The 18,804-nt window shown below is 71.6% G+C and carries 14 protein-coding genes; 8 read left to right on the forward strand and 6 right to left on the reverse strand.

Going from position 1 to position 18,804, the window contains the following annotated elements:
- Nucleotides 1–129 precede the first annotated feature (129 nt).
- The 5 genes from ACFXDJ_RS13605 to ACFXDJ_RS13625 all read right to left on the reverse strand — a co-directional run bounded on the left by ACFXDJ_RS13605 (nucleotide 130) and on the right by ACFXDJ_RS13625 (nucleotide 4,435).
- Nucleotides 130–849, reverse strand: coding sequence for a 4'-phosphopantetheinyl transferase family protein (locus tag ACFXDJ_RS13605; RefSeq protein WP_384660678.1), 720 nt, complete (start codon nucleotides 847–849; stop codon nucleotides 130–132).
- A complete protein-coding gene (locus tag ACFXDJ_RS13610) occupies nucleotides 846–1,736 on the reverse strand; it encodes a BTAD domain-containing putative transcriptional regulator (RefSeq protein WP_384660675.1) in 891 nt (296 codons plus the stop codon). The genes ACFXDJ_RS13605 and ACFXDJ_RS13610 overlap by 4 nt, the downstream gene beginning before the upstream one ends.
- A 19-nt stretch (nucleotides 1,737–1,755) precedes the next feature.
- The gene (locus tag ACFXDJ_RS13615; protein WP_384660672.1) at nucleotides 1,756–2,673 is read right to left on the reverse strand and encodes a UbiA family prenyltransferase; all 918 of its coding nucleotides are present in this window, start codon (nucleotides 2,671–2,673) and stop codon (nucleotides 1,756–1,758) included.
- A gap of 204 nt (nucleotides 2,674–2,877) precedes the next feature.
- Complete coding sequence (locus tag ACFXDJ_RS13620) at nucleotides 2,878–3,576, reverse strand: response regulator (RefSeq protein ID WP_384660669.1); 699 nt, start codon at nucleotides 3,574–3,576, stop codon at nucleotides 2,878–2,880.
- On the reverse strand, nucleotides 3,560–4,435 hold the full coding sequence (locus ACFXDJ_RS13625) for a sensor histidine kinase (RefSeq protein ID WP_384660666.1): 876 nt from the start codon (nucleotides 4,433–4,435) through the stop codon (nucleotides 3,560–3,562). The genes ACFXDJ_RS13620 and ACFXDJ_RS13625 overlap by 17 nt, the downstream gene beginning before the upstream one ends.
- An 863-nt stretch (nucleotides 4,436–5,298) precedes the next feature.
- Here ACFXDJ_RS13625 and ACFXDJ_RS13630 point away from each other — a divergent pair.
- From ACFXDJ_RS13630 to ACFXDJ_RS13660, 7 genes are all read left to right on the forward strand, one after another.
- The gene (locus ACFXDJ_RS13630; protein ID WP_384660663.1) at nucleotides 5,299–6,453 is read left to right on the forward strand and encodes a DUF4192 domain-containing protein; all 1,155 of its coding nucleotides are present in this window, start codon (nucleotides 5,299–5,301) and stop codon (nucleotides 6,451–6,453) included.
- A 254-nt stretch (nucleotides 6,454–6,707) separates the two neighbouring features.
- On the forward strand, nucleotides 6,708–8,690 hold the full coding sequence (locus tag ACFXDJ_RS13635) for a glycogen debranching N-terminal domain-containing protein (RefSeq protein ID WP_384849067.1): 1,983 nt from the start codon (nucleotides 6,708–6,710) through the stop codon (nucleotides 8,688–8,690).
- Nucleotides 8,691–8,789: 99 nt separating this feature from the next.
- Nucleotides 8,790–9,545, forward strand: a complete 756-nt coding sequence (locus tag ACFXDJ_RS13640) for an NUDIX domain-containing protein (protein ID WP_384660657.1) — start codon at nucleotides 8,790–8,792, stop codon at nucleotides 9,543–9,545.
- A gap of 158 nt (nucleotides 9,546–9,703) precedes the next feature.
- Complete coding sequence (locus ACFXDJ_RS13645) at nucleotides 9,704–11,542, forward strand: ATP-binding cassette domain-containing protein (RefSeq protein WP_384849071.1); 1,839 nt, start codon at nucleotides 9,704–9,706, stop codon at nucleotides 11,540–11,542.
- Nucleotides 11,543–11,693: 151 nt separating this feature from the next.
- Entirely contained in the window at nucleotides 11,694–12,635 is a 942-nt protein-coding gene (locus ACFXDJ_RS13650) for a FadR/GntR family transcriptional regulator (RefSeq protein ID WP_384653394.1), read from the forward strand.
- Nucleotides 12,636–13,132: 497 nt separating this feature from the next.
- Nucleotides 13,133–14,704 (forward strand): RNA polymerase sigma factor, encoded by a 1,572-nt coding sequence (locus ACFXDJ_RS13655; RefSeq protein WP_384653392.1) that lies wholly within the window; start codon nucleotides 13,133–13,135, stop codon nucleotides 14,702–14,704.
- 99 nt (nucleotides 14,705–14,803) lie between these two features.
- Nucleotides 14,804–15,772 carry a S1 family peptidase gene (locus ACFXDJ_RS13660; RefSeq protein WP_384653390.1) on the forward strand — a complete coding sequence of 323 codons (969 nt, stop codon included), beginning with the start codon at nucleotides 14,804–14,806 and terminating at the stop codon, nucleotides 15,770–15,772.
- Nucleotides 15,773–15,885: 113 nt separating this feature from the next.
- On the opposite strand, the gene ACFXDJ_RS13665 is transcribed toward ACFXDJ_RS13660, so the two are convergent.
- On the reverse strand, nucleotides 15,886–16,122 hold the full coding sequence (locus tag ACFXDJ_RS13665; RefSeq protein WP_384653388.1) for a hypothetical protein: 237 nt from the start codon (nucleotides 16,120–16,122) through the stop codon (nucleotides 15,886–15,888).
- Nucleotides 16,123–16,568: 446 nt separating this feature from the next.
- Between ACFXDJ_RS13665 and ACFXDJ_RS13670 the strand changes: the two genes are divergently transcribed.
- Nucleotides 16,569–18,689, forward strand: coding sequence for a type IIA DNA topoisomerase subunit B (locus tag ACFXDJ_RS13670; protein ID WP_384653386.1), 2,121 nt, complete (start codon nucleotides 16,569–16,571; stop codon nucleotides 18,687–18,689).
- Nucleotides 18,690–18,804 lie beyond the last annotated feature (115 nt).

Genomic DNA, 18,804 nt, shown 5'->3' on the forward strand with positions numbered 1-18,804 from the left:
CGCGGCGGCGGCGGGCCCCGGCCGCTGGGGGTGGGGGGGGGGGGGCGGGCGCCCCCCAGCGCCGCGGCGCGCGCGCCCCCCCCCCCCGCCCGCCCCCCCCCCCCCCCTCCTGCGGTTCCGCAGCGGCCGTCAGGGCCGCCACTCGGAGACGGTGACCCGCACGTCAGCGCTTCCGCACGCGACGGACGCGGCGTACCCCTCCGGGGAACGGACGCTGCGCACGAACCACTCCTGGCCCGAGCCCGGTACGCGTGCCGCGCGCCAGGGCCCGAACACGCGGCCGTCGTACCGCGGGGGGTCGGCGCTGAGACCGGTGCCCGCCGCCTTCACCAGCGCCTCGGCACGCGTCCACTGCTCGAAGCCGTGCGTGGTGCGGCCGCCCTGGACGCACGGGATCCGGCTCCAGTCCATGTGGGGCCGTACCCGTTCGATGTCCATTCCCACCGGGAGGCGCGGGCCGTCGGCGATGGCGATCGCCGCGTACGCCGCCGAGTGGGACAGGCTCGCCGACAGAGTGGCACCGCTGGGGGCATGGGGCACCGGCTTTCCGTGCTCCTCGCTTCCGCAGCCGGCGCAGGAGCGGCGGAAGGCCACCTCGTGCGGGCCGATGCCGAGTTCCCGGCCGAGCAGGCTCCGGTAGACGTGGTGGATCGCCAGGTAGCGCAGCCGGTCGGAGCCGCGGTTGAAGCGGGCCAGCCGCTCGCGCTCCCTGGAGTCCATCACCGCGTACGCCTCTTCGTACGGCACCCAGGCCGCCGCGGCCGCGGTCGGGACCATCCAGATCCGTATGCCCGCCTCGGGCGGGGTCGTCCCGGCGGCGGTCCGTTCGCCGATCGAGGTGGTGCTCACGCAGCCGAGCCCCCCGCCAGGATGTGGTGCTGGAGCCGGCGCAGGTCGTCGGAGGGTTCCAGCCCCAGTTCCTCGGCCAGGACGTCGCGTACGTGATGGAAGGCGCGCAGTGCCTCGCCGCGCCGCCCGCTGCGGTAGAGGGCGTCGATGAGGCGTGCGTGCAGCCATTCGTTCAGCGGGTCCATGGCGACCATGCGGAACAACTCCGGTACGGCTTCCCGGTGCTGACCCAGGATCATGATCGCTTCGATCCGCAGTTCCCGGGCGCGCGAGTGCAGTTCCTCGATGCGCACCCCGTGTCCGGCGAGGACGCGGCCCTGTGCGACATCGGCGAGGGCGCGCCCGCGCCAGAGGCCGAGCGCCGTGTCCAGCTTCTCCAGCGCGGCTTCCGGATCGCCGGCGCGCAGCTTCGTCCGCGCCTGCCCGTACAGCTGGGTGAACTGTTCCAGGTCCAGCCGGCCGGGTGCGAGGCGCAGCGAGTAGCCGGTGCCCTCGGTGGCGACGACGTCGCGAACGGCCGTGCCGGCCAGCTCCCGCTCCAGCTCCTGGCGCAGGTGGTAGATGTGCGTGCGGACCGTACTGACCGCGGTGGAGGGGGGCGCGCCGTCCCACAACTCCTCGACGAGGGTGTCCACCTCGACGATGTCGCCCGCGCGAACGGCCAGCAGGGCGAGCAGTTTGCGTACCTTGGGACCGCGCGGTCGGTGCGCCGAGGGGCCGTTGAAGGCTTCGAGCGGGCCGAGGATGCGGATGCCGAATCCGCCGGAGCGGGTGCCCGTCGCGGGCTCACCGAGTGTCCGGTCGAACGTCCTGCTGTGTAACTGGGCGGGCATTTGGGCGGGTACCCGGGTGGATATCTGGGTGGGTATCTGGTTGTGGCTCAGCATGAATCCCCCGTTGTGTTCTTCAGCCGACGGGCTGGGCGAAAGCGACGAGATGCGCCGCGTACTGCGTGACCATGAAGATCCGGTACGGCAGCCTGCGCCGGGAGCGCGAGTCGTCCCGGTGCCCGGTGAAGGCCGCGGCGGTCACCGCGAGTGCCCCGCCGAGCATCACGACGGCGGGCGCCAGCAGTTGCGGCGCGGCCAGCACGAAGGCGCTCGCCAGCAGTCCGGTGCCGACGCACATGGCGCTGACCGACACGAAGGCGGCCGTGTACGCGCGTCCCCGTACGAGCGTCCAGTTGCGGCGGCCGTGCTTGGCGTCGCCCGTGGTGTCCGAGAAGTCCTTGGCGACGGATCCGACCAGACCCATCCACAGGCACATGGCGGTGCAGAAGACGATCAGGGAGGGCCCTACGGGCGTGCCCGCGCACAGGGCTCCCGCCGCGTAGGTGAGCGCGCCGCTCGCGATCACGGTGACCATGGTGCCGGGGGTGCTGGACTTGAGGGCGATGCCCGGCGCGGAGTAGACGTAGCCGAGGAGGATCATCAAGGCGGTGACCGTGAGCATCGCCGGGCCGATCCAGGCGCCGCCGGCCAGGGCGAGCGCGGCCAGTATCCGCGCGGTGCGACGCGCGTGGACGAGCGTGAGGGCGCCGCGCCCGATGGGGCGGGTGGAGCCGTTCGCCCGGTCCTCGTTGACGTCGGTGACCCCGTTGTAGAGGTAGGCGGACGTCACGGCCAGGGACCAGACCGCCGCCCCGGCGAAGAGCAGCGGGGGCAGCGACACGTAGGACACCGTGCCGGCCGTACCGGCGAGCAGGAAACGCATCAGGAAAATGAGTTGCACGGCTATCCGGGATTCCTGCCAGCAGAGCAGCAGAATGCGCAGGGGGTTCCGGGTTGCCGGTGAGGAGTCGAGCGGCGTTGCGGAATTTCTCATTCTATCGGGATTCGCGGGCGTCATTGTCGACATGCCTGGAATCTATTTCAATGGCTGGATGAAAGTCATCCCCGGGAGGGGTATCCGGACTACTCTCAAAGAGGTATCCCGTGTTGCGCCCATGTGTCGTAAGCGAGGAAGTCCTGTCGGCATCGTGGACCCCCCGGGTTGCGCGATGCCGACAGGACTCGGGTGCGCCGTCGGTCAGTTCTCCTGGTACTCGCCCGGTCTCGGTCTCCTGATGAGCCGGGCGTCGATCGCTTTGTTCGCCGCGTCGATGCGCGATACGGCGCCAAGTTTCTCGAAGATGTTACGCAGATGTCGTTTTACGGTGCCCTCGGTAATGCGCAGCCGCACGGCTATCTGGCGGTTGCTGAGGGCGGCGGCGACGAAGGTGAGCACCTCGCGTTCCCTGGGCGAGAGCGCTTGCTGCGAGGTGCTGAAGCCGGCCGCGGGGACGCCGCTGCTCGGCAGGGCGATCGTGACGTGCGGGTCGCGGGAGGTGGTGTTGCGCACCGCGGCGAGCAGCGATTCGCGCGGGACGCTCTTGTGCAGATAGCCGCGGGCCCCTTGGGCGAGCAGCTCCTGCACCAGCTGGGCATCGCTGTGCATGGTCAGCATCAGCACGTGCAGCTGAGGGAAACGGGTGGTCAGCTCGCGGACCACCGTGGGTGCGTGGTGGTCCGGCATCTCCACGTCGAGCAGGACGACGTGCGGGCTGGTCCGCTCCACCAGATCGGCCAGCCCTTCCGACGTGTCCGTGTCGGCCACGATCGTGAGGTCGTCTTCCATTTCGATCAGCTCGCACAGGGCGCGGCGCAGCAGCGAGTGATCGTCCACGGCGATGATCCGCAGCGGCTCGGCCGCCGCGGCCGCCGGTCCCGGCTCAGGCGGTGTGGGCATGGTTCGCCTTGTGGAGCGGTATGGAGAGTTCGATGGCCGTTCCCCGGCCCGGGGAGCTCTCGATGATCAACCGGCCGCCCAGCAGTCTGGTGCGTTCCGTCAGGGACGCGAGGCCGTTCCCGTGCCGGTGAGCCGCTGCGGCGATCCCCTTGCCGTCGTCGCGCACCGACGCCTCCACGCTGTCCGCGTCCACCCGCACCTCGATGTCGATGCGGGTGGCATCGGCGTGGGTGAAGGCGTTGCGCAGGCCCTCGCGGAGCATCAGATAGAGGTCCTCCACGAGATCGGGCGGCAGCAGGTCCTGCGGATCGTCCACGCGGATTTCCACCCGCGGCTGGTCCAGGGCCATGGCGGTGACGAAGGCGGAGAGCGATACGTGGAGGGATTGTGTCGCTTCCACGCGTGTCCGCAGGTCCGTCACGATCTCGCGGGTGGCGTGCATGGTCTCCAGGATCGACTGCTTCAGCGCCTCCAGGCGCTCACTCCGCTCCGGGGAGATGTCGTCGGAGCGGTCGGAGAGTTCGTAGAGCTCCAGCTGGCGCAGGGCGAGGCTGGACGCGCTGCCGATGCGGTCGTGGATCTCGCGGGCCATGCTGTTGCGGCCGCGCTGCGCGGCGTCGCACACGATGTTGAGCAGGAAGAGGTCCTGCCCGGTGGAACCCGCTTCGAGTCGCTGGGTGATCGACGATTGCAGTACGGCCAGTACCTTCATCAGGCAGCGCTGGCTCTCCGGCCAGCCCGGGGCCAGCCGGACCAGATGGTCCATGGCGACCTGGAACAGAAGTGCTCCGGCGCGGACCGAGTGGACGGGCGCGATTCCCTGAGCGATACGGGCGCCGCCGAGTCTGCGCGTCTTCATGATGAGACTGGAATCGAGAGGTGCCTCGGTTCCTTCCGCCAGTGCGTCGAGGCACTCGGCGAGAATGTGCTGAGCCTGTTCCTTACAGCTGATCCACGCTTCGGGATTCGATCCCAGCGGATTGTGGTTCTCGATGAGAAGATTTCGGTAATCTTCGAGCAGTGCGGATTGATGGGCCTTTAAGTTCTTGGCCAGCTCCCCCTGTTCGGTCACATGGGCTAGAGTTCGGTCGGTATTGATCCCGTGTTCTTGTGTGGTGTACCGCAAGATCCCCCGCCTTGCTGTTGCCTGAAGCTGCCCCTCGTCCGGGTCGACTGCCCTGCTTGGCGAGGGGGGCACTCCAGCGATCATCCAGCAGATTGCCTCCAAAGCGGCTTGGGTGTCAAATGCATTGAATTACCGGAACGTAATATTCAGGTCAAGGGGCGGGGTTCACCGGGGTTCGGCGGCGGCTGTGCGGGGTGATCAATTTGTCCCTTTCCTGATGATGCGCGAACCAGGGATCCGGTATCACGCGCATGCCGCCGAGGGCCTGTGGATGGTGAAGGGCCGACTGGTTCGGAGTCCGGTTGGCGCTGGTCCGGGGGTTATCCACAGGGGTTTCCGGATCCGGTCGCACGCGGGACCTTCGATCCATGACGAACAGCCACGAAGCACACAGCAATGAAGCGCACGGCCACGAAGCACACGGCCGCGAAGCGCATGGCCATGAAGCGCACAGTGGGGAAACACACAGTCGCGAAACACACCGTCGCGAAGCGCGCGGCCCGTCCGGCCGGTCTTCGGCCAGTCCGTCCGGAGACGCCGAAGCGCCCCCGATCACCCTGCGCAGCCCGGCCGAACTGGCCGACGCGCTGCCCTACATGCTCGGCTTCCACCCGACCGACTCCCTCGTCATGGTCGCCGTCCACGGAGAGGGCGGACGCTTCGGCGGCCGGCTCCGCGTCGGCATCCCGGACACCCCCGCGGAATGGGAGGACACGGCCCGGCAGGTCGCCGACTGCCTGGTCGGCGGCAGCAGCCGGCGCGGTGCCAAGCCCGACGGCATCGTCGTCTTCCTCTGTCAGGACCCGCGCGGGGACGAGAGCGGACAGCGGGTCATGACCCGGCTGCGCCCGCTCGCCCAGCGGATCCGGCTGGCCTGCGGGGCCCTGGACGTACCCGTGCTGGAGGCGCTGTGCCTCTCCGCCGGGCGGTACTGGTCCTACTGCTGTCCCGACGAGCGCTGCTGCCCCGCCGAGGGCAGTGCGCTGGCCCCGCCCGGGACCTCCGTGATGGCCGCCGCGGCCACCTTCGCCGGGCTGCAAGTCCGGGGCTCCCTACGGGAGATCGAGCGGCGGTTGACACCGCTGCGCGGCACGGTCGCCGAGGAGATGGAGCGGGCCCTGGACCGGGCGGCCGCAGCCCTGGTACCGAAGATCCTCGACGGGGCGACCCGGGAGGAGGTGGGCGCCGAGACCGTGCTCCTCGCCCGCGCCCTGATGCAGCGCATGGCCCTCGCCCCGCAGGCCGAAGGCGGCCCCCGCGCCGACGAACGGGACGACGCGCTGCTCGGCCACGACGAGGCCGCCTCGCTGATCCTCGGCCTCCAGGACCGGGAGATCCGCGACGTCGCCGCCGAGTGGATGGAGGACGAGGAGGCCGCCCCCGCCCTGCGGCTGTGGCGGGCCCTGGCCCGGCGCTGTGTCGGGGCCTACGGGGAACACGCGGCGGCCCCGCTGACCCTGGCGGGCTGGGTCTCCTGGTCCACCGGCGACGAGCCGACCGCGAGGATCGCTCTGGGGCTGGCTCTACGGGCGGACGGCGACTACCGCTTCGCGCAGCTGCTGCACCACGCCTGCAACGAAGGGGTCGACCCGGAGGGGCTGCGGGAGTGCCTGAGGGAGGAGCGGCGCCGTCGGGAGCCCCGCAGGGGACGTCTCCAGGCCGGGGGCCGACGGGGCGTCAGCAGGCCGCCGGGCCGCCGCGGCCGGACCGCCCGCCGCGAGTCCGGCCGCACGGCGGGGGGAGAGCAGTGACTGCGCGGGCAGCCCGGTTGCCCCAGTGGCCCCGGTCGGGCCGGTTGCCTCAGTGGCCGCGGTGGCGGCTGCCGGCGGGCGTGGTCCGCTCGGTTCCGCGGCGACGGCTCGTGCGATGGCCGGGTCTCCGATGGGCGCAGCCACCGCCGGGGCCCGTGACCCGGGCGGGGGTGGGGGCGTTGCCCTGGGGGGTGGTGGGGGTCCGGCCGCGCCGCCGCCCAGCCGATCCGCCCGGAGCGCAGACAAGGCGACGCATGTCCCACCCCGTACCTCCTGCCCGCGTACCACCGTCCCGCAGGCCCGACTTGCCGCCCGTGCACGGCGCCGTGATCTGTGTCTCCGCGCCCTGCCTGGTCATCTCGCCCGAGCACGGCCAGCTCACCGGGCGGGGGATCGACGGGATCTACCGCTCCGGGCGCAGGCTGCTGTCCCGCTGCGTGCTGCGGGTCGACGGCCGGGATCCGGTCGCGGTACAGGGGCGCAGCCTCGGCGCGGACCGGGCCGCCTTCACCGCGACCGTCCGGACCGGAGCCGAGGCCGGGCCCGACCCCGACGTCGGTGTGGAGCGGATCCGGCACGCCGACGGCACCGAGCGGATCACCCTGCGCAGTTTCACCACCCGGCCGCTGCGGATCCCCGTGGAGGTCTCGCTCGGCACCGACCTGGCGGAGCTCGCCGATGTGGCCGCCGGCCGGGCCGGGCCGGAACTGCCCGCCGGGGTGCACGCCGCGGGGCTGCGCTGGACCAGCGGGGAGGCCCAGGCCGTCACCGCGGCCGAGCCGGCTCCCGACGACGCGCTCGCCTCCGTCGGGCTGCTGCGCTGGCAGCTCGAACTGCGCCCCGGGGAATCCCGCACCATCGAGCTGCGGACCACCCGGGACCGCGTGGCGCGGGCCCCCGCTGGGCACGTGGCGAATCCGCTGTCCGAAGCCCGCGCGGAGGGCGACGACCCCAGGGCCGAGGCGTGGTTGCGCACCGGCGTCGAGGACCTCGGAGCGCTCCTGCTGAGGGACCCGCGGGATCCGGCCGACGCCTATGCGGCGGCCGGGGTGCCGTGGCGGCTCGGACTGGCCCCGGCGGAATCCCTGTGGGCGGCCCGCATGGCGCTCCCGCTCGGCACCGGACTGGCCGCCGCGACCCTGCGCATCCTGGCCCGGACCCAGACCGGCGGCCGCGGGGCCGACTCCGGGAAGATCCCGGGCCCCCTGCGCGGGGCCGGGCCGCAACTGCCCCCCGGCTGCACCGGGACCGAGGCGACGCTGGCCTTCCCGGCGGTGCTGGCCGAAGCCAGGCGCTGGGGGATGCCCGAGGCGGAGGTGGCGCGGCTCCTCCCGGCTGCCGAGCGGTGCCTGGACTGGCTGCGGGGGGCCCTGGGGGAGGACGGGTTCCTGGCCGACCCCGACCCGGGTCCGCGCCGCTGTGAAACCCAGGCCCACGCCCATCGGGCCGCGCTGCTCGGCGCCGATCTGCTCGACGGGTGCGGGCGCCCCGGAGCCGGGGAGTGGCGGGAGTGGGCGGCCGCCCTGCGGGAGCGGTTCGCAGCCGGGTTCTGGGTCGGCGGCCCGGACGGGGGTCGGCCCGCGGCGGCCCTGCATCCCGACGGGCGGCCGCTGCCCCGACTGACGGGGGCCGCCGCTCACTTGCTCGACACCGGGCTGCTCGGAGGCGGCCGGCTCGCGCCGGGACTCCTCGACCGGGTCCGTACCGAGCAGCTGGCACGGCTGCTCGGAGCCCCGGCCATGGACTCCGGGTGGGGACTGCGGAGCATGGCCCTCCGCGAGCCGGGCCACAACCCGTTCGGCTACCGGTCGGGCGCGGTACGGCCGTACGAGAGCGCGGTCGCGGTGGCCGGTCTGGCTCAGGCGGGCTTCGAGAAGGAGGCCACCGCGTTGCTCCGGGGCCTGCTGGACGCCGCGGAGAGCTTCGGGTACCGCCTCCCGGAGATGTACGCGGCCGAGCAGCGCACCGCGGGCAGCGCTCCGCTTCCGCATCCGGCGGCCTGCCGCCCGGCGGCGGTCCCGGCGGCCGCCGCGATCCACGTACTGACGGCCCTGGCCGGGATCCGGCCGGACGCCCCCGCCGGCACGGTCGCCCTCAACCCGCTCCCCGGGGCCCCGCTCGGTGAGCTCCGCCTCTCCGGCCTCCGGGTTTCCGGGGAACCCTTCGCCGTGCGGATCAGCCGCCTCGGCCTCGGAATGGTCGAGGAGGCCGCCGGTGCGCTGCAACTGGGCGGCTGAGTCCGGTCCGGCCCCACCACCGGGGAACGGCTTCCGGTTCGTTGGTCCGAGGATCACCAAAGCTCTGTTTATCGTCAGGCAGACGACTATGATCGCGGCATGTCGCCCTACGACCCGTCGGCCTTCCCGCCCTTCGCCGTCACCGTCGACCTGGTCGTGCTCACCGTGCGGCGCCACGCGCTCTGCGCGCTGGTGGTCCGGCGGGGCGAGCAGCCCTTCCAGGGGCGCTGGGCGCTGCCCGGCGGCTTCGTGCGGGCAGACGAGGACCTCGCGGCGGCCGCGGCCCGTGAACTGTCCGAGGAAACCGGTCTGTGCACGCACGACCCGGCCGCCGGGGCCACTCCGGGCGTGGGCAACGGGGCACATCTCGAACAGCTGGCGACCTACGGCGATCCGAAGCGGGATCCGCGCATGCGCGTGGTCAGCGTGGCGCACCTGGTGCTGGCTCCGGACCTCCCCGCACCCCGGGCCGGAGGCGACGCCAACAGTGCGCGCTGGGCCCCCGTCGACGAGCTCGTCTCCGCCGAAGGCCAGGCCGGCGGTGGACTCGCCTTCGACCACGAGCGGATCCTCTCCGACGGGTTGGAGCGGGCCCGCTCGAAGATCGAGTACTCCTCCCTGGCCACCGCCTTCTGTCCGCCCGAGTTCACCGTCGGAGAGCTCCGCCGGGTCTACGAGGCGGTCTGGGGCGTGGCCCTCGACCCCCGCAACTTCCACCGCAAGGTCACCGGCACCCCCGGGTTCCTGGTCCCCGCCGGGGGGACGACGACCCGTCAGGGCGGTCGGCCCGCACAGCTGTTCCGGGCGGGCGGGGCCACCCTGCTCAACCCGCCGATGCTGCGCCCGGAAGTCTGACCCGCAGGCACCCGCACCCGCCCTGGCACCCGCCCCGGCGTCCGGTCCGACACGGGCGAACCCCCGCGTCGAATCCGCCGAATATCGGACATATCGCGTTATCTTGTTAGCGGTACTCACCCTGCCGCTGAGCGGTCTCACCCCCCGCGAGAGAAGCGATGCTCCAGGCCATCGGACTGACAAGCAACCCCCGTCGGGACCTCCCGCCCCTCGTGGACGACCTCACCTTCGAGGCCCGCCCCGGGAGCGTGACCGCGCTCCTCGGCGAGCCCGGATCGGGCAAGACCACCACCCTGCGGCTCATGCTCGAACTCGAACCCGGCCGCGGAGTGACCTACTTCCGCGGGCGCCCCCTGCACCGGATCCCGCATCCGGGCCGCGAGGTCGGCGTGCTCCTCGGCGACCTCCCCGGCAACCCGTCGCGCACCGTCCGGAGCCAGTTGCGGATGCTGTGCGCCGCCGCCGGCGTGCCCTCCTCCCGGGCCGACACCATGCTGGAGGTCGTCGGAGTCGCAGGTCTGCGCGATCAGCGGCTCGGCTCGCTCTCGCTCGGCATGGAACGCCGGGTCGCCCTGGCCTGTGCCCTGCTCGCGGACCCTTGCACGCTGCTCCTCGACGAGCCCGCCGCCGGGCTCTCGCCCCGCGAACGGAGCTGGCTGCACGGCCTGCTGCGCGGACACGCCTCCCTCGGCGGAGCGGTGCTCTTCACCACCGACGACGCGAAGGAGGCCGCCCGCAGCGCCGACCGGGTCGTCAGCATCGAGGCGGGCCGGCTCCTCGCGGACCAGGACGCGGCGGAGTTCGCCCGGACCCGGCTGCGGCCGCGGGTCGCCGTGCGCACCCCGCACGCCGCCCGGCTGGCCGACGTCCTGGGCCGCGAGGCGCGGGCGACCCGGCGCGCGGTGGAGATCGTCGAGGAGAGCGGCAGCCGCCTGTCCGTGTACGGAAGCAACTGCGCCGAGATCGGCGAGGCGGCCTTCCGCCACGGAGTGCTCGTCCATCAACTCGCCGACGAGACCGGCGACGCGGGAGCCCCGTCGCTGCCGCGCGCCCGCGCTCGCACCGGCGCCGAATCGGGGGCCCGGGCCACGGGCGCCGACTCGGCGCCGGCCGGGCCCGTCGGGGCGGACGTGGACGCGGATGCGAGCGCGGACCCGAATGCGGACGGCGACGGGAGCCCGCGCCATGCCCGTTCCCCGCGGCCCGCCTCGGCCGCGCGCCGGCTCGGCGGCCCGCTCCGGCCCCTGCGCTACGAACTGCACAGGGTCTTCGGCACCGCCACCCCCGCCTTCACCGCCGCCTTCGTCGTCGTCGTGTCCGTGGTCGCGGCGCTGGTGCTCGCCCGAGTCGGCCACACCGCCCAGAACCGGCTGCTCGCCGCCTGGCCGGAGCTGCTGCCGCTGCCGCCCGCGGCGCTCGGCGCCGGACTGCTCGGCGCCCTGGCCTTCGGCGAGGAGTACCGCTATCCCGCGCTCGCCGCCGACCGCGGCACCGTCCCCCGCCGACTCGGGCTGCTCACCGCGAAGCTCGGGGTCAGTGCCGTCCTCGCGCTCCTGCTCGGGATCCTCGCCGTGACCGCCGACGCCGCCGCCCTGACGCTGGTCTTCGGCAGCGGCCCGCTGCGTACCCCCGCAGAGTGGGTCTCCCCGGCAGCGAGTTGGGCGGGGCTGCTCATCGGCTGCGCCTGGTCCGGGGTGCTGGCCTCCGGAGCCTTCCGGTCCGCCTCCGCCGGCCTGGCCGCGGTGCTCGCCGTACCGGTGATGGTCGTACCGCTGGTGCGCAAGGCGCTGGACGGTCCGTCCGCGTACCCGGTGAGCGGCCTCGCACAGCGGCTGCGCGGACTGGCCTGGGCGCAGTGGCCCCCGGAGGCGGACCGCCTGGTTCTGGGGGCGCTCCGGGTGATGGCCCAACCGGTCGGCACCGCACTGGTGTTGTCGCTGATGGTCCTGTTGTGCGCCTATGGGTTCACAGGACTGCGCGGCCGCGTTCGCTTGTGAGGGATCGTTGGTGATCGTTCCGATGCCGGACGGCACCCCAACGGGACCGATGTCGCCCACATCGAGAGCGGCGGACCGCAACTCCCTGTAAATAGCCCGGTTCTTTACGATAAGTCGTCAATTACGCAGGTGGCGCCGATCACCCTTTCGTGTGCTTTTCACCAAAGACCTCAAGGGTGATGGAGGCGAGGCCGACAAAGGATTCGTGAGTACCCTTGCGCACACCATGATGACCGCCGCCCGCCATGCCGACTCCGGCCTCGCCGGCTCGGGCGAACTCGACCGCTACCCCTTCGCGGAGGCCTCCGGGACCGACCGCGTCGGCGTGCCCCACTGGGACGGATCCGACATCGAGTTGAGCCGGGTCGGCCGGCGCGCGGCAGGCAGCCGCGGCCGCGGACTCCACGGCCAACTCGTCCAGCAGCTCGGCCAGATGATCGTTTCCGGCGACCTCGGCGCGGACCGCCCGCTGGTCCCCGAGGAGATCGGCCAGCGTTTCGAGGTCTCCCGTACGGTCGTCCGCGAATCGCTGCGGGTCCTGGAGGCCAAGGGCCTCGTCAGCGCTCGCCCGAACGTCGGCACCCGGGTCCGTCCGGTCGCCGACTGGAACCTGCTCGACCCCGACATCATCGAGTGGCGCGCCTTCGGTCCCCAGCGCGACGACCAGCGCCGCGAGCTCAACGAGCTCCGCTGGACCATCGAGCCGCTCGCCGCCCGCCTCGCCGCCGGCCACGGCCGTCAGGACATCCAGCAGCGTCTCGTCGACATGGTCGAGATCATGGGCCACGCCCTGGGCCAGGGCGACTCGATCACCTTCGCGCGTGCCGACAACGAGTTCCACGCGCTGCTCATCCAGGTCGCGGGCAACCGCATGCTGGAGCACCTCTCCGGCATCGTCTCCTCCGCCCTCCAGGTTTCCGGCAGCCCCATCACCGCCTGCGACCGCCCCAGCGAGACCTGCGTGGCGCACCATGCGCGCATGGTCGAGGCCATCGCCACCGGCGACGCGGTGGGTGCGGAGAACGCGATGCGCCAGCTTTTGACGGTGCATCCGGAGGTCGAGCGCGTGGTCCCCGCCCCGCGCGAGCACTGACGGGCCCACGGGCTCGGGTGCGCGGGGGTGTGGGGATGCGGAAGAGCGGCCGACGTGTCGCCGGGCCCCAGGGGAGGGCCCGGCGGCATCGGCATGAGGATCGCGGCGGGCGGCCCGATCGGCGGTCCGGTCGGTGGTCCGGGACCGGCCCCGGTCGGTCCGGAGCCCTCGCGCCGCCGCTCCCGACTGGTCCTCCGGCCCCCGAAACGGGGCGTGTTCGGACACACCGGACCCACATTTATGACCGTATGACCGGCATGGCATCAAACGGGGTGTGACTCGGGCCACGAAGATTGGGCGTAACGCTCCGCGAGGTCACGCGATGACCTAAGAGGTGATGGCCGACGGAGGGAAGACAGCAGCCCTTGGGGGTGCTGTGCAGCTCCCCGGCCCCTGCCCGCGCCGCCGGCCCATCCCCAGTCGGTGGTCGTCGGCTCCGGTCCAGCACCACCAGGCCCGGGGTCGGAAGCCGTTTCCATCGTTCCGAGAGGTTGTTCGTGTCGGCCAGCACATCCCGTACGCTCCCGCCGGAGATCGCCGATTCCGAGTCTGTGATGGCGCTCATCGAGCGGGGCAAGGCCGAGGGGCAGATCGCCGGCGATGACGTGCGTCGGGCCTTCGAGGCTGACCAGATTCCTGCGACCCAGTGGAAGAATGTTCTGCGCAGCCTCAACCAGATCCTCGAGGAAGAGGGTGTGACGCTGATGGTCAGTGCCGCGGAGTCGCCCAAGCGCACCACCCGCAAGAGCGTCGCAGCGAAGACCCCCGCCAAGCGGACGGCCACGAAGACGGTCGCGGCGAAGACGGTGGCAGCGCCGGCCGTCGCCGCGACGGCCCCGGAGGCCGAGGTGGCGGACCCGGAGACCGCCGACGCCCTCGTACAGGAGACGGCGACCGAACCCGCCGCCAAGAAGACGGCGGCCAAGAAGACGGCCGCGGCCAAGAAGGCCGCGCCCGCCAAGAAGGCCGCCGCGAAGAAGACCGCGGCGAAGAAGACCGCAGCCAAGAAGGACGCCGACGAGGCGGGCGGCGACGAGGCCACGGAAGAGGGCGCGGCCAAGGCGGAGTCCGAGGACGAAGAGGACGGCGGCGAGAGCAAGGGCTTCGTCATCTCGGACGACGAGGACGACGCACCCGCCCAGCAGGTCGCCGTGGCCGGAGCCACCGCCGACCCCGTCAAGGACTACCTCAAGCAGATCGGCAAGGTCCCGCTCCTCAACGCCGAGCAGGAGGTCGAGCTCGCCAAGCGCATCGAGGCGGGCCTCTTCGCCGAGGACAAGCTGGCCAACTCCGACAAGCTGGCGCCGAAGCTCAAGCGCGAGCTGGAGATCATCGCCGAGGACGGCCGCCGCGCCAAGAACCACCTGCTGGAGGCCAACCTCCGCCTCGTGGTCTCGCTGGCCAAGCGCTACACCGGCCGCGGCATGCTCTTCCTGGACCTGATCCAGGAGGGCAACCTGGGCCTGATCCGCGCGGTCGAGAAGTTCGACTACACCAAGGGCTACAAGTTCTCCACGTACGCCACGTGGTGGATCCGCCAGGCGATCACGCGCGCCATGGCCGACCAGGCCCGCACCATCCGCATCCCGGTGCACATGGTCGAGGTCATCAACAAGCTGGCCCGCGTCCAGCGCCAGATGCTCCAGGACCTGGGCCGGGAGCCCACTCCGGAGGAGCTGGCCAAGGAACTCGACATGACCCCCGAGAAGGTCATCGAGGTCCAGAAGTACGGCCGCGAGCCGATCTCCCTCCACACCCCGCTGGGCGAGGACGGCGACAGCGAGTTCGGCGACCTCATCGAGGACTCCGAGGCGGTCGTCCCGGCCGACGCCGTGAGCTTCACGCTTCTGCAGGAGCAGCTCCACTCGGTGCTGGACACGCTGAGCGAGCGCGAGGCCGGCGTGGTCTCGATGCGCTTCGGCCTCACGGACGGCCAGCCCAAGACCCTCGACGAGATCGGCAAGGTCTACGGGGTCACCCGTGAGCGCATCCGCCAGATCGAGTCGAAGACCATGTCCAAGCTCCGTCACCCCTCCCGCTCCCAGGTGCTGCGCGACTACCTGGACTGAGCCTCGCCGAGGACCTTCGCCGGTGGCCGCGCGGGTGCGCACGGCCACCGGGCGACCCACTCTGGGTGGAGTCATGCACACTCGGAGTCAGGAGGCCTCATGCGTCGTCCCTTTGCCCGTGTCCTGGCGGGAGCGCTGACCTTGGTGGCGGGAGCGGCGGCGGCCCCGCTGAGCCAGGCGCCGCGAGCCGCTGCGGACAGCGTGGTGATCGGCGGGAAGCCGGTGAAGGTGGCCGATGCCCCGTGGGTCGTGGCCCTCGCGAGCCGTGACCGGTTCGGGGGTACGCGGGGCGGGCAGTTCTGCGGGGGCGTCCTGGTCGCCCCGACCAAGGTGCTGACCGCGGCGCACTGCCTGGGTCGCCAGGTGCTCGGCGGCCCGGTCGAGTCGGTCGCGGACTTCCGGGTGATCACCGGGCGTACGGAGCTGCGTGCGGACGACGGCAGGGAGATCGCGGTGCGTTCCGCCCGGGTGAACCCGGGCTACGACCCCGGCAGCAACGCCGGCGACCTGGCCGTGCTGGAGCTGGGCGAACCCGTGCCGGCGCAGCACGTGCTGCCCATGGCGGACCTGGGGCATCCGGCGTACGCGGCCGGGACCGACGCGGCCGTATACGGCTGGGGCGACACGAGCGGATTCGGTGACTACGCGTACGCGCTGCGGGCCGCCCGGGTGACGGTGCTGGCGGACGAGGTCTGCGGACGGGCGTACCCGGGGGATGCCGACGGGCAGTACCGGGCCGACTCCATGGTGTGCGCGGGGGACCGCGAGGGCGGCAAGGACGCCTGCCAGGGGGACAGCGGTGGTCCGCTGGTGGCCCAGGGGCGGCTCATCGGGCTGGTGTCCTGGGGGCGCGGCTGCGGCCGGGCCGACAGCCCGGGGGTGTACACGCGGATCGCTCCGCTGATGGGCTTCGTGGCCGACTTCCCCACCGGCCCGGAGGCGGGCCCGGGGAAGCGGACCCGCCCAGATGCCCACGGGGGGCTGGGCGTGGGCCTACGGCCCGCTCACGGCCCCGGGAAGGGCCTTCTGGCGGGAGACCGGCCAACGCCGAAGCCGCCGAAGCGCTGAGCGCGGCCCGGTAGCGGGTATGAGGACGGGCGGTACCCCTGGGTCACAGAGGTCCCGCCCGTTGACCGGCCTGGCCGGTCCTGGCTCGTCGGATGCGAGGTATAGGCCTTGTGTCAGCGGTCCTCGGGGTCGGCTGCATTCGCCGACGGAGCGGACGTGAGCCGCTCGGTCTCATCCTGTATTTCCGCGGCGATCTTCTTGAGTTCCGGCTCGAACTTGCGCCCGTGGTGGGCGCAGAAGAGCAGTTCACCGCCGCTCAGCAGGACGACGCGCAGATATGCCTGGGCGCCACAACGGTCGCATCGGTCAGCGGCCGTCAGCGGGGTCGCGGGTGTCAGAACAGTAGTCACGTCGCCTCTTCTCTAGCTCGACGAGCTGTCGTACCAGGGTCAACATCCAACCAGGCCGAAAACGTTCCCGCTCGCGGCTTTTCCTCGAAACTTCCTTCCGAAGCTGGCCGGCTGTTGCCGGTTGGCGGCGAAGGAGCCGTATTGCGTTGCTTTACGGTTTCGCGTTGTCAGGTCGTTCGCTTGTCGCAGTTCTGCCCTCTCCGGCTGGGTGCCGGTTGTTCATGAGGACGTGCCCGAACACTAAATGGTTCATGCGTGGAAGGGAACGTGATGTTTGCTTCACTCCCACGGGGGATCGAACACGCGTGCGGATCTGCACTAGGGTGACGACGAGGCTGGGGTGGCGTTGCATCGGCTCTACCAGGCCTCGGTACCCTTCCAGCGGCAGCCGAGCCACCACTGAGCCCGACCGGGCCAGAAAAGAAATTCAGCGAGGAGCGAACTGCGTGACCGCCGACACGTCCGTGCCTTCCAGCGCACTGCTGACCGGAGCAGACCGGGACGGCTCCAACTACACCGCGCGGCACCTGCTCGTCCTCGAAGGACTGGAGGCCGTCCGCAAGCGCCCCGGCATGTATATCGGGTCCACCGACAGCCGGGGCCTCATGCACTGCCTGTGGGAGATCATCGACAATTCCGTCGACGAGGCCCTGGGCGGGTACTGCGACCACATCGAGGTGATCCTCCACGAGGACTCCTCCGTGGAGGTCCGGGACAACGGCCGCGGCATCCCCGTGGACATCGAGCCCAAGACCGGCCTCTCCGGTGTCGAGGTCGTCATGACCAAGCTGCACGCCGGCGGCAAGTTCGGCGGCGGGTCGTACGCGGCCTCCGGCGGCCTGCACGGCGTCGGCGCGTCCGTCGTCAACGCCCTCTCCGCCCGTCTGGACGTCGAGGTCGACCGCAACGGCGCCACGCACGCCATCAGCTTCCGCCGCGGCGTCCCCGGGATGTTCACGGAGCAGGGCCCGGACAGCCCCTTCGACCCCGACAACGGGCTCCGCAAGGGCAAGCGGGTCACCAAGGGCCGGACCGGCACCCGCATCCGGTACTGGGCCGACCGGCAGATCTTCCTCAAGGACGCCAAGCTCACGCTGGACACGCTGTACCAGCGCGCCCGCCAGACGGCCTTCCTCGTCCCGGGCCTGACCATCGTGGTGCGCGACGAGCGCGCCCTCGAAGGGGCCGGCAAGACCGAGGAGACCTTCCGCTTCGACGGGGGCATCAGCGAGTTCTGCGAGTACCTCGCCCAGGACAAGGCGGCCTGCGACGTACAGCGCCTGACCGGCACGGGAACCTTCAAGGAGACCGTCCCGGTCCTCGACGAGCGGGGCCACATGACCCCCACCGAGGTCACCCGCGAGCTCGGCGTGGACATCGCGCTGCGCTGGGGCACGGGGTACGAGACGAACGTCAAGTCGTTCGTGAACATCATCGCCACCCCCAAGGGCGGCACCCACATCTCCGGCTTCGAGCGTTCGGTCACCAAGACCGTGAACGAGGTGCTGCGCTCGGCGAAGCTCCTGCGCGTGGCCGAGGACGACGTGGTCAAGGACGACGCGCTGGAGGGCATGACGGCGGTGGTCACCGTCCGCCTCGCCGAGCCGCAGTTCGAGGGCCAGACCAAGGAGGTGCTCGGCACCTCGGCGGCCACCCGGATCGTCGCCGCCGTGGTCGCCAAGGAGCTCAAGGCCTTCCTGACCTCCACCAAGCGGGACGACAAGCAGCAGGCCCGCGCCGTGATGGAGAAGATCGTCGCGGCCGCCCGGACCCGGATCGCCGCCCGTCAGCACAAGGAGGCGCAGCGCCGCAAGACCGCGCTGGAGTCCTCCTCGCTCCCCGCCAAGCTGGCCGACTGCCGCAGCGACGACGTGGAGCGCAGCGAGCTCTTCATCGTCGAGGGGGACTCCGCGCTCGGCACCGCCAAGCTTGCGCGGAATTCGGAGTTCCAGGCCCTGCTGCCCATCCGCGGCAAGATCCTCAACGTCCAGAAGTCGTCCGTCTCGGACATGCTCAAGAACGCCGAGTGCGGGGCGATCATCCAGGTCATAGGAGCCGGCTCGGGCCGGACCTTCGACATCGACGCCGCCCGGTACGGGAAGATCGTCCTGCTCGTGGACGCCGATGTGGACGGCGCGCACATCCGCTGCCTGCTGCTCACGCTCTTCCAGCGGTACATGCGCCCGATGGTGGAGGCGGGCCGGGTCTTCGCCGCCGTGCCGCCGCTGCACCGGATCGAGCTCGTCCAGCCGAAGAAGGGCCAGGACAAGTACGTCTACACGTACTCGGACAACGAGCTGCGCCAGACCCTGTTGGAGTACCAGCGCAAGAACATCCGGTTCAAGGACACGATCCAGCGCTACAAGGGCCTCGGCGAGATGGACGCGGACCAGCTGGCGGAGACCACGATGGACCCCCGGTTCCGTACCCTGCGCCGGATCAACATCGGAGACCTGGACTCGGCCGAGTCGGTCTTCGACCTGCTCATGGGCAATGAGGTGGCCCCGCGCAAGGAGTTCATCACCAGCTCCGCCGCCACCCTGGACCGCTCGCGGATCGACGCCTGACAGCGGCGGGCACCACCGGCGCACTGGCACACCGGTGCTCTTCGCTCCATCACCTGATGGAGTGAAGAGCACCGGGACACCAGTCCGGAAACCATCCCTCCCGCACATCCTTGTG

It is taken from the genome of Streptomyces sp. NPDC059443 (assembly GCF_042750105.1).
In the GTDB taxonomy this organism is placed as follows: domain Bacteria; phylum Actinomycetota; class Actinomycetes; order Streptomycetales; family Streptomycetaceae; genus Streptomyces.